The organism is Candidatus Nitrotoga sp. BS, assembly GCF_927797785.1.
Classification (GTDB): Bacteria; Pseudomonadota; Gammaproteobacteria; order Burkholderiales; family Gallionellaceae; genus Nitrotoga.
In genome coordinates, this window is record NZ_CAKMLL010000006.1 from 18807 (window position 1) to 31231 (window position 12425).

The following is a 12425-nucleotide window of genomic DNA, read 5'->3' on the forward strand; positions in this document are numbered from 1 at the left end:
AGTGGTTAGATTTTGAGTCTACTCTTGATCCGCCATTATGGTTTGCTGTAGTTACGGAAAAATAGCATAGTCGTCTCGGGCTGATTGCGCACGATATTAAAAAAGTGTGGGCGCTAGCGCGACACCTGATTCAGGGCATTGTCTTTAGGCTTTATTATTAAGTGGAGATATACCGCCATTTAGCCTGAATTTCATATTCGAACAGGTTCTAGGTTGCTGTTCGTCCCGAGACAAGGTAATATTTCCGCCCTTTCGCCTTGTGTTTTTTTGGGCATAGATTGTGTAGATAGCGCAGTGGCGATGTGTGTCGCCGCTTTTTTTGGGGTTAGTGATATTTAATGAGGAACAACGTGTGAGTCATTCTTCGTTGCCGGTCCAGCAGGGTTTGTATGATCCGCGCCATGAGCACGATGCGTGCGGGGTGGGCTTTGTGGCGCATATCAAGGGTAAGCAAAGCCATGACATGATATGCCAAGGTCTGCAGATATTGAAAAATCTTACTCATCGCGGTGCGGTGGGCGCTGACCCCTTGGAGGGCGATGGTGCAGGTATTCTTATCCAGATTCCAGATGCATTTTTACGTAATGCATGCGCTGCACAGGGTGTTTCCCTGCCGACAATAGGCAGTTATGGGGTTGGGATGTTGTTCCTGCCACGCGATGCGACAGCGCGAGCCGCCTGTGAGCAGGTGATTACCGACAAGATTGCTGAAGAAGGACAAGTATTGCTGGGCTGGCGTGATGTGCCGGTAGACAATAGCAGCTTGGGCGAGAGCGTTAAGGCGGTGGAGCCGGTGGTGCGCCAAGTATTTATTGGATGTGGTACGAATTGTGCGGATGCCGATAGCTTCGAACGTAAGTTGTTTGTCATTCGCAAGACCGCAGAACACGCCGTGCGGGGCCTGCCCAATGAACTAGGGCGGAATTTCTATATACCGTCGTTTTCTGCGCGCACTATCGTATACAAAGGCATGTTGTTGGCCAATCAGGTTGGCAAATATTATCTCGATCTGCAAGATGAGAATATGGTCAGTGCATTGGCGCTGGTACATCAACGTTTTTCCACCAATACTTTTCCTTCTTGGGATTTGGCGCATCCATTCCACATGATTGCGCACAACGGCGAGATCAATACCTTGCGCGGAAATGTAAACTGGATGACAGCGCGTCACGCAGCAATGTCATCCAGTTTGTTGGGCGCAGATTTGGAAAAGCTGTGGCCATTAATAGTGGAAGGTCAATCCGACTCTGCCTGTTTTGATAATGCACTGGAACTACTGGTGGCAGGCGGTTATTCGCTGCCACACGCAATGATGCTGCTAATTCCAGAAGCCTGGGCAGGCAACCCGTTAATGGATGAAGAGCGCCGCGCTTTTTATGAATACCATGCTGCATTGATGGAGCCGTGGGATGGCCCCGCTGCCGTGGCTTTCACGGATGGCCGTATGATCGGCGCGACGCTGGATCGCAACGGCCTGCGTCCGGCACGGTATCTGATTACAGATGATGACTTGGTGCTGATGGCATCAGAAATGGGTGTGCTGGACATTCCGCAAAGCAAGATTGTGAAAAAATGGCGACTACAACCAGGCAAGATGTTCCTTATCGATTTGCAAGCCGGCCGCATCATAGACGACACTGAATTGAAACAGCAGCTTGCTACCGCAAAACCGTACCGTGAATGGATTGAAAAATCACGTTATTTCCTTGGCGAACTGCCAATTGCGGACGTCAATAAAACACCCAAGGAAAGCTTGTCTGATACCAACCTGCTGGATACTCAGCAGGCATTTGGCTATTCACAGGAAGATATCAAGTTCATTCTCGCACCCATGGCTACCGCTGGGGAAGAGGCGACCGGCTCGATGGGCAATGATGCTACCTTGCCTGTGCTGTCGGATAAAAACAAGACGCTGTACAGTTATTTCAAGCAGCTTTTCGCTCAGGTGACTAACCCGCCTATCGATCCGATCCGCGAAGAGATCGTAATGTCGCTTACCTCGTTTATTGGGCCGAAGCCCAATCTGCTCGGTATCGACGAGACCGATCCACCGCTGCGTCTCGAGGTGCATCAGCCTGTGCTGTCCAATGAAGATTTAGCCAAATTGCGCGACATCAGCACATTAACTCAAGGACGGTACAAGGCGCTGGTGCTGGATATCACTTATCCAGCGACACAGGGCGCGGTGGGTTGCGAGGGCGCCATCAAGTCGCTGAGTGCCGCAGCAGACCAGGCGGTGGCGGATGGTTGCAACGTCCTGATTTTGTCCGACCGTGCGGTTTCAAGTGCACGCGTGGCGATTCCTGCCTTACTGGCTTGTGCGGGGGTGCACCATCATTTAGTACGCGAAGGGCTGCGCACCAGCACCGGACTGGTGGTGGATTCCGGTTCTGTCCGTGAAACCCATCACTTCGCGCTCCTTGCTGGTTATGGTGCCGAAGCGATATGCCCGTGGCTGGCGTACGAGACGATTGCTGCCATGAGCGATTATTTACCTGAGGGCTTATCGAGCAAGGATGCGAATAAGCGTTTCATTAAGGCAGTGAACAAAGGTCTGCTCAAGGTAATGTCCAAAATGGGCATCTCAACTTATCAGTCTTATTGCGGCGGGCAGATTTTCGAGGCAATCGGTCTGAACGCTGATTTTGTGTCACAGTATTTCACCGGCACGGCGACCCAGATCGAAGGCATTGGCTTGCATGAGGTGGCAGAGGAAGCGGTGCGTATTCATCAAGCCGCTTTTGGCAATGATCCGGTGTTGTCCAATGCGCTGGAAGCGGGGGGTGAATATGCCTATCGTGTGCGTGGCGAAGAGCATATGTGGACGCCGGATGTCATCGCCAAGCTGCAACATGCCACGCGCTCCAACAATGGGCAGACGTACAAAGAATATGCGAAGTTAATTAACGACCAGACTCAGCACATGAAGACGTTGCGCGGCTTGTTCGAAATCAAGCCAACCGGCACACCAGTGCCGCTGGCAGAGGTAGAATCGGCGAAAGAAATCGTTAAGCGTTTTGCTACTGGAGCAATGTCGCTTGGGTCTATTTCTACAGAGGCGCACACCACTTTGGCCATCGCAATGAACCGCATCGGGGGAAAATCCAACACGGGCGAGGGTGGCGAAGATCCGATGCGGTTCAAGTCAATTAAAGGCGGCGAGAAACTATCTGAAATTATAGGCAAGGGACGTATTGAAGCCGATCTGACTTTGTTGCCGGGCGATTCATTGCGCTCCAAAATAAAACAAGTGGCTTCCGGTCGCTTTGGTGTGACTGCGGAATATTTGTCCAGCGCCGATCAAATTCAAATCAAGATGGCGCAGGGCGCAAAGCCCGGTGAAGGCGGTCAATTGCCCGGCCACAAGGTGTCGGAGTACATTGCCAAGCTACGTTTCGCCATACCTGGTGTGGGATTGATTTCACCGCCACCGCACCACGATATTTATTCCATTGAAGACTTGGCACAGCTTATTCATGATCTGAAGAACGCTAATCCACGTGCCTCCATTTCGGTCAAGCTGGTATCTGAAGTGGGCGTTGGTACGGTGGCGGCCGGTGTGGCCAAGGCCAAAGCGGATCATGTAACTGTTTCTGGCCATGATGGTGGCACGGGTGCATCGCCATTGTCTTCCATCAAGCACGCCGGCACCCCATGGGAACTTGGGCTGGCAGAAGCTCAGCAAACGCTTGTGTTGAACCGGTTGCGTGGTCGTATTGTTTTGCAGGTGGACGGGCAGTTGAAGACTGGCCGCGATGTATTAATTGGTGCGTTACTCGGTGCGGATGAATTTGGTTTTGCCACAGCGCCACTCGTAGCGGAGGGCTGCATCATGATGCGCAAGTGCCATCTAAATACTTGCCCAGTAGGTGTGGCTACGCAAGATCCTGAGCTACGCAAGAAATTCACTGGTCAGCCTGAGCACGTGGTGAATTATTTCTTCTTTGTTGCCGAAGAAGTACGCGAATATATGGCGCAGATCGGTATCCGCAAGTTTGATGATCTGATCGGTCGTAGCGAATTACTTGATGCAAGGCATGTTATTGCACATTGGAAAGCCAAGGGTTTGGACTTCTCCAAAATTTTCTATCAACCTGATGTACCTGTTAGCGTGGCGCGCTGCCATGCCGAGGAGCAGGATCATGGGTTGACTCAGGCCTTGGATCATCAGCTCATTGCCGAAGCCATACCTGCGTTGGAAAACAAGTTGCCGGTAATAATTGAAAGTCGTATTCGCAATGTTAACCGTACCGTCGGTGCCATGCTGTCGCATGAAGTGGCAAAGCGCTATGGCCAAGCGGGATTGCCGAACGACACTATTACGGTGAACTTGCAAGGCACGGCAGGACAAAGTTTCGGTGCTTTTCTTGCGCATGGCATTACCCTCAAGTTATCTGGTGAGGGCAATGACTATGTCGGTAAGGGCTTGTGCGGCGGGCGCATCGTGGTGCTACCGCCCAAAGAATGCAACATAGTGGCCGAGGAAAATATCATCGTTGGCAATACCGTGCTGTACGGTGCGACCAGTGGTGAATGCTATTTCCGAGGGGTGGCTGGCGAGCGTTTTGCGGTGCGTAATTCCGGCGCTATTGCGGTAGTGGAAGGCTTGGGCGACCATGGTTGCGAATACATGACCGGCGGTATAGTGGTTGTGCTCGGTCAGACCGGGCGCAATTTTGCTGCAGGTATGTCCGGCGGCGTTGCTTATGTCTTGGATGAGGATGGCGGCTTTGAACATCGTTGCAATCTGACGATGGTGCAACTGGAACCGGTATTAGATGAGGCTGTTGCGAGCGAATTAGGTGAAGTAGAGACACATGGCCGAGTGCATTTTAACCACCTTGGCAAGGCCGATGAACAAGTTTTGCACGGCATGGTGAGTGCGCACCTGTCCTACACCAACAGCGTCCGCGCTCAGGATATTCTAAATAATTGGACGCGCTACCTGCGGAAATTTATCAAGGTCATGCCGACTGAATATCGTCGCGCTTTACAGGAAGTAGCGGCGGAACAAGCCAAGCAATTGGAGGTTGTATAAATGGGTAAGATTACCGGATTCATGGAATTCCGCCGCTTAAGTGAGCAGAGCTTGCCGGTCGCGGAACGCCTGCAAAACTATCAGGAATTCATCCCCCGTCTGACCGACCAGAAGGCTTCCGTGCAGGGTTCGCGCTGTATGGACTGTGGCATTCCATTTTGTACCACAGGTTGCCCGGTTAATAACATCATCCCCGACTGGAATGATTTGGTTTATCGCGGCAACTGGAAGCAGGCGCTGGACGTGCTGCACTCTACCAACAACTTTCCAGAATTCACTGGGCGTATTTGCCCTGCACCGTGTGAGACGGCCTGTACATTGACTATTAATGACGATGCGGTAGGTATCAAATCAATCGAGCATGCCATCATAGACAAAGGCTGGGAAGAAGGCTGGGTGATACCGAAACCAGCACAGACCAAGTCCGGCAAGAAGATTGCTGTTGTTGGCTCTGGCCCGGCTGGATTGGCTTGTGCGCAACAATTAGCACGCGTCGGGCATGACGTGGTGGTATTCGAGAAAAATGATCGAATTGGTGGTCTTTTGCGCTATGGCATTCCCGATTTTAAACTCGAAAAGATGCACATCGACCGTCGCATTGAACAGATGCGCGCTGAAGGAGTGGAATTCCGTGTCAAGCAGCATATCGGTGTAAATGTGCCGGCACAAAAAATAAAAGATGAGTTCGACGCAGTGATATTAACGGGTGGAGCTGAGCAACCACGCGACTTGCCAGTATCTGGGCGCGAATTGCAGGGCGTGCATTTCGCAATGGAATTTCTGCCGCAACAGAACAAAGTAGTGGCGGGAGACGCGGTACCCGATCAGATTAAAGCGACTGGCAAACATGTGGTGGTGATCGGTGGTGGCGACACGGGTTCTGACTGTGTAGGCACATCCAACCGCCATGGCGCGGCTTCGGTTACGCAGTTTGAGGTCATGCCTCGCCCGCCCGAACAGGAGAATAAGCCACTGATCTGGCCATACTGGCCAATGAAGCTACGCACTTCCAGCTCTCATGATGAAGGCTGTCAGCGTGATTGGGCGGTGGCAACCAAAGAGTTAACCGGCAAAAATGGCAAGGTCGAAAAATTACATGCCGTGCGCGTCGAATGGAAAGACGGAAAAATGCAAGAAGTGCCAGGCAGCGAAATTGAGATGCAGGCCGATCTCGTGCTTTTGGCTATGGGTTTCGTTAGCCCGACGCAGCAAATCCTGGAAGCGTTTGGCGTTGAGAAGGATGGCCGCGGCAATGCCAAGGCTGTCACTGATGGAGTGGGCTATTATCAGACTTCGGTGGACAAGGTGTTTGCTGCTGGTGATATGCGGCGCGGCCAGTCGCTTGTGGTGTGGGCAATACGCGAAGGCCGCCAAGCTGCGCGTGCAGTGGATGAGTATTTGATGGGCAGTTCCAGTTTGCCGCTCTAAATTGAGGAGCTCATGTCAGGCGCTGAATGACGGGTTGCAATCAGCAAGCTGCGTTGATCTCAAATAATAGCAGCCACACTCTGGGGTACTTGCAGGGTTATTTATCGGTCTATGGACATATGGATTACCTACACTGCACTCGCGCCTGCTACCCAATAACTTATCCCCATCTGGGGCGATGATGCAGCAACAAAATAACGCTGGCATCCCTTCACTTCGAGATATCGATGTTTGAAGACGATATCTTCTTCCTGGTTTTATGTTTATCTGTTGCACCAATGATGCAGACCCATTACATGATCTTGTTACCAGACTAATTTCTCTGGCAAGGTGAGATGAGAGATCAGAGGTAAAGCTGTTTAAATTTAGTCAACGTAAATTAAAAGAGAGCAACATGAATTTCAAGTTAAAAAATGACACCTTCCTGCGTGCCTTGCTGCGTCAGCCGACTGACTATACCCCCGTGTGGATGATGCGCCAGGCTGGACGATATCTGCCGGAATATTGTGCTACGCGCAAACGTGCGGGCAGTTTTCTGGAGTTATGCAAAAGTCCGGACATGGCTACGGAAGTAACATTGCAACCACTGGATCGATTCCCTCTGGATGCTGCGATTCTGTTTTCCGACATTCTCACCATACCGGATGCGATGGGTCTTGGATTGTATTTCTCCGAAGGAGAGGGGCCCAAGTTTGAGCGCCCCTTGCGCGATGAGGCTGCCATCAAAGCGCTAAGGGTGCCTGACATCAGTAAAGATCTGCGTTATGTCACCGATGCTGTGTCGCAAATTCGCAAAGCGCTGAATGGTAGCGTGCCTTTAATTGGTTTTTCTGGTAGCCCTTGGACATTATCTTGTTACATGGTGGAGGGCGGTGGTAGCGACGATTATGCACGTGTTAAAACGTTGATGTACAAAGAACCCAAGCTGATGCACCACATTTTGAATGTTACTGCGCAAGCAGTAACACAGTATCTTAATGCCCAAATTGAAGCGGGTGCACAGACCGTGATGATTTTTGATTCATGGGGTGGCGTGTTATCGCATGCTGCTTACTACGAATTTTCACTGCCATACTTACAGCAAATCGTGCAAGGGCTGAAACGTGAGCATGACGGCGTGAAGATTCCAGTGGTTGCATTTACCAAGGGTGGTGGTTTGTGGTTGGATAGCATCGCCGATATTGGCTGCGATGCGGTGGGTTTGGATTGGACCATGGACATCGGTGTAGCGCGACAAAAAGTGGGCCATAAGGTTGCGCTGCAAGGTAACTTGGATCCAGCCGTGCTGTTTGCCACGCCGGAAGTGATCCGTGCCGAGACGGAACGCGTGCTGGCTAGTTATGGCTATGGCGGCGGTCATGTATTTAATCTGGGGCATGGCATTTCTCAATTTACCAATCCAGACCATGCTGCGGCGATGGTGCAGGCAGTGCATGAATTAAGCCGCAAATACCACTAAAAATGTCAGACCTTACGTCTGGTTATACACAAGTCGCGCATCTGTCCATCATGAAAAAAAGTTTTACCATAATATTAGAGTGAAAATTTAAGCAATTGTTTTTATTAAAAATAAATTTTGCTTACATAATGAGCGGCTGGGCAAAACTGTATATAACATTAGTAGTTAGACTAGTTATATCGGAATTATCCACATTGTTATCCACAGTTTATGTGGACAATAAAAAAACTTCAATTAAGTCAGTCAGCTTAGCTCAGTATTGTAGAAGTTGCTGGAGCCAACGTTATTAAATGACAATTGTTCGCGTCGCGCTAGATGTGCCATTGTCAACACTATTTGATTATTCGTTAGACAGTAGCATTGCGATCGTCCCGGGAACCCGCGTATTGGTTTCATTTGGACGAAAAAAAATGGTAGGCGTTGTGATGGAATGTGCAATGGATTCTGCCCTTTCAGCGGAACGGATCAAGCCCGTTTTACAGGTGCTTAGTGATGTTCCACCGCTATCAGATGAGCTGCTTGTTTTGCTGCGCTTCTGCAGCGACTATTATCACTACCCCCTTGGCGTTACGGTGTTGTCCGCCTTGCCAGTACGTTTACGTACCAGCCGGCTTGTCACACTCAAGGAAGCGATGCAATACAGACTAAGCGTTAGCGGCCATGCACTCGACTTGAGCTTACTGTCTAAGCGCAAGGTAGTGCAGCACCGAATACTCGCAGCCTTGAAGTTGAATTCATTAAGTGCCACGCAAGTGCGCGCGTTATCACCAAGCGGAGCCTCTGCGCTTAAAGCATTGTCTCATGCGGGATGGGTGGAAGCGTTTTCAGTATCTGCCGTTTCCAGCTCATTTACATTCAACAATACTCATACGTTGACCTTGGAGCAGCAGCATGCTGTGGACGCAATTACTAAAGCATCATGCTTTGGCTGCTCCCTGCTGCACGGTATCACCGGTAGCGGCAAGACCGAGATTTATGTGCATCTGATGAACCGGATATTGCAGCAGGGAGGACAGGTTTTAATGCTGGTGCCGGAAATCAATCTTACGCCCCAGCTTGAAAATTATTTTCGCAGCCGCTTGCCGGATGTTGAGCTGGTAAGTCTGCACAGTGGCTTAAGTGACGGTGAACGTATGCAGAACTGGCTGCGTGCGCAGTCCGGCCGAGCGCGCATCATACTGGGTACGCGTCTGGCAGTGTTCACGCCTCTACCACAACTATCACTGTTGATTGTGGATGAAGAGCATGATACTTCGTTCAAGCAGCAGGATGGCTTACGATACTCAGCACGAGATGTGGCAATTTTTCGTGCTAGCCAACGTGGCGTACCAATTGTATTAGGATCTGCAACCCCCTCACTTGAAAGCTATTACAACGCACAGAGCGGACGCTACCAAATGTTGCGCCTGACACAGCGTGCGGCGGCGCAGGCACAGTTGCCTACGATAACCTGTATTAACACCAGCAATATAATTATACAGCACGGTCTCAGTGAGCCGCTTCTTAAGGCCTTGGCCGAACGGCTACAGCGCGGTGAGCAAAGCTTGATATTCATTAATCGGCGCGGTTATTCACCCGTGTTGATGTGTGGTGCTTGCGGCTGGCTGTCCGGCTGTTCAAATTGCGCGGGCAAGTTGGTGCTACATCTTAAAGATCGCCGCCTGCGCTGCCATCATTGTGGCCATCAGGAGCGCGTTCCGCATGCCTGTCCATCGTGCGGCAACGCCGACCTGCAACCGATTGGTATCGGTACGCAACGGGTAGAGGCTGCGTTGCAGGAACATTTCCCCATGGCGCGCATTCTGCGCGTGGACCGTGACAGCACGCGCAATAAAGGAACATGGCAAGCCATGCGTCAACAGATACAGGAAGACGCGGTGGACATTCTGGTTGGCACGCAAATGCTGGCGAAGGGACATGACTTTCCTAACCTGACGCTGGTGGGTGTGCTTAACCCGGACGGTGCGTTATACAGTAGTGATTTTCGAGCATCGGAAAAATTGTTTGCCCAGCTTGTCCAAGTAGCAGGGCGCGCTGGCCGTGCCGACAAGCCTGGCGAAGTGCTGATCCAGACCGCATTTCCTGATCATCCATTGTTTCGAGCGTTGCGAGAACATGATTTCGATACGTGGGCAAAAACTTTGCTCGCGGAACGTCAATCTGCCGGTTTTCCGCCATTCATGTATCAGGTGTTGCTGCGTGCTGAAGCTAAGCATGAGGGCCACATGTATACTTTCCTGCAACAAGCGCGCGACGCTGCAATTGAACTCATGATGCCAGTTGACATTTACGGTGTGGTTCCTGCTGCCATGCCGCGTCGCGCTAACCATTTTTTAGCGCATTTGCTAGTGCAGAGCGAAGCGCGAAAACCCTTGCAGCAATTTCTGCGCGAATGGCGTCCCTTGCTCGATGCGTTACCCGCACAAAAACTGCGCTGGTCGCTGGACATTGACCCGATGGATTTTTAGATCATTTGTGAGATAAGGCATTTTAAGGAATATTTTATATGCTACCAACTTTGATAAGTTCACTTAGAAACATAGTTGGCGCCGACCACGTACTGAGCGGCGAAACCGCGACGCCCTATTGTACCGACTGGCGCGGGCGCTACAGCGGCAAAGCGCTGGCTGTGGTACTGCCTGGCGGTACGCAACAAGTTTCTGCGGTGGTCGCGTTATGTGCCGAGCACCGCGTCGCCATTGTCCCTCAGGGCGGCAACACCAGTTTATGCGGGGGCTCCGTACCGTTGCCGCAAGGGCAACAGCTCGTGCTTAACCTGTCGCGCATGAACAAAATTCATGCTCCGGATACCATCAACTATACCTTAACAGTGGAAGCAGGCTGCACCTTGGCCACGGCGCGAGAGGCAGCAGAGCGGGTCAACCGCCTGTTTCCACTCGGTCTCTCCGCCATCGCGGCAAAATGCGAAATTGGCGGCAATATTTCCACTAATGCCGGCGGCGTCGGCGTGTTGCGCTATGGCAATATGCGCGATCTCGTACTTGGATTGGAAGTGGTTTTGCCAGATGGTCGTATCTGGGATGGATTACGCAGCTTGCGCAAGGACAACACCGGTTATGATTTGAAGCACTTATTTATTGGCGCAGAAGGCACGCTGGGCATCATCACTGCCGCCGTGCTGAAGCTGTTTCCACGTCCTCAATCGGTGGTATCTGCCTGTGTAGCAGTGCGCGATCCGGCGGTGGCGGTACAATTGCTTGCCCATTTGCGTGCTAATTGCGGCGACAAAATAAGCGCCTTCGAAATCATTTCGAGCTCCTGTCTGGATCTCGTTTTAAAGCATATCCCCGATACAACTGAGCCATTTGTTACGCGCTATGAGTGGATCGTGCTGATCGAACTGTCGGATGTGCTGCAAGCGCCCCTGGATGCACCTTTACGCAATGCACTGCAAACGTTCAGTGAAGGCATCCTCGAGTTCGCCGTAGATTCAAAAAATAGCGCCGGAAGCTGGTGGAATTTGCGAAAAAACATCAGCGAAGCGCAGAAACGTGAGGGTATTAGCATCAAACATGATGTCGCCGTGCCAATCAGCCACGTGGCAGAGTTCATCGCCCAAACGAATGCCGCCCTGCATGCTGCATACAATGGTCTGCGCATTATTGCCTTCGGCCATATTGGCGATGGCAACATCCACTATAACCTCTCAATGTTGGATTCCGCGCAAAATGCAGCCTTCATCGCGAAAAGCCAAGAGGTCAACAGCATCGTGTATGACATCGTGCATGGACTAAACGGCAGTATCAGCGCCGAGCATGGGCTGGGGCAACTCAAACGTAACGAGATGAATCAATACAAAAGTGCGCTGGAATTAGAGTTGATGCGCAGCATCAAGCACACTCTTGACCCGAATAATTTAATGAATCCGGGGAAGGTAATATAGTGAAGGTTTTTTGAAATGTGCTGTGAGTAATCGCGGTTATATACGCATTGAGAATCAGAATGTTGTGGGTTGAATGTTTCGACTGTACACCATTATTTTCGGATCTATATGATTCGTAGCGGGTAATTTTTCGTTAAGTGCAGTTATTCCGTTGCCAATTTTTTTCCTTACAAGACAGTGATTTCGCGCCAAATGGCCGTTTACACAAAAATTCATCCGCAGATTTTACCAATATCTTAATAATAAGTTACGGTAGTGGTAATCACTTCATTTGGCAGATTCAAGACCAAAAAGACCTTTAAGCCCAAGACAGGGTTTCTCAATGAAATGCCATGAGGCAATTGCAAATAACGCCACAATGGGGAACGAGAACAGGAACAGGGAAACTGGGGAAATGCCGGGGGCCAACGTGACAATGGTTTGTTGAATTGGAAAGGCGTAAATGTAAACACCATAAGAATAATCATTGATTCGTGTTTTTTTCCCTAATAGATGGAATGATGACGTAGCTACGAATAGCAAAAAATATCCATACGACAAATCAGTAGTGTCCGGAGATTCGATGGATGACGCATGATAACTCTTTGAACAACCAT

6 protein-coding genes are annotated in these 12425 nt (G+C 50.7%); 5 read left to right on the forward strand and 1 reads right to left on the reverse strand.

The window, feature by feature from the left end:
* The first annotated feature begins 421 nt into the window (after positions 1–421).
* The 5 genes from MJ769_RS00420 to MJ769_RS00440 all read left to right on the forward strand — a co-directional run bounded on the left by MJ769_RS00420 (position 422) and on the right by MJ769_RS00440 (position 11829).
* The gene (locus MJ769_RS00420) at positions 422–5038 is read left to right on the forward strand and encodes a glutamate synthase-related protein (protein WP_239233880.1); all 4617 of its coding nucleotides are present in this window, start codon (positions 422–424) and stop codon (positions 5036–5038) included.
* Complete coding sequence (locus tag MJ769_RS00425; RefSeq protein ID WP_239233875.1) at positions 5039–6466, forward strand: glutamate synthase subunit beta; 1428 nt, start codon at positions 5039–5041, stop codon at positions 6464–6466.
* Between the two features lie 394 nt (positions 6467–6860).
* A complete protein-coding gene (hemE, locus tag MJ769_RS00430; RefSeq protein WP_239233876.1) occupies positions 6861–7925 on the forward strand; it encodes a uroporphyrinogen decarboxylase in 1065 nt (354 codons plus the stop codon).
* 290 nt (positions 7926–8215) lie between these two features.
* Positions 8216–10393, forward strand: a complete 2178-nt coding sequence (locus MJ769_RS00435) for a primosomal protein N' (RefSeq protein ID WP_239233877.1) — start codon at positions 8216–8218, stop codon at positions 10391–10393.
* Between the two features lie 38 nt (positions 10394–10431).
* Complete coding sequence (locus tag MJ769_RS00440; protein WP_239233878.1) at positions 10432–11829, forward strand: FAD-binding oxidoreductase; 1398 nt, start codon at positions 10432–10434, stop codon at positions 11827–11829.
* A gap of 267 nt (positions 11830–12096) precedes the next feature.
* On the opposite strand, the gene MJ769_RS00445 is transcribed toward MJ769_RS00440, so the two are convergent.
* Positions 12097–12425, reverse strand: a 329-nt coding sequence (locus tag MJ769_RS00445; protein ID WP_239233879.1) for a hypothetical protein, incomplete at its 5' end; no start/stop codon positions are given.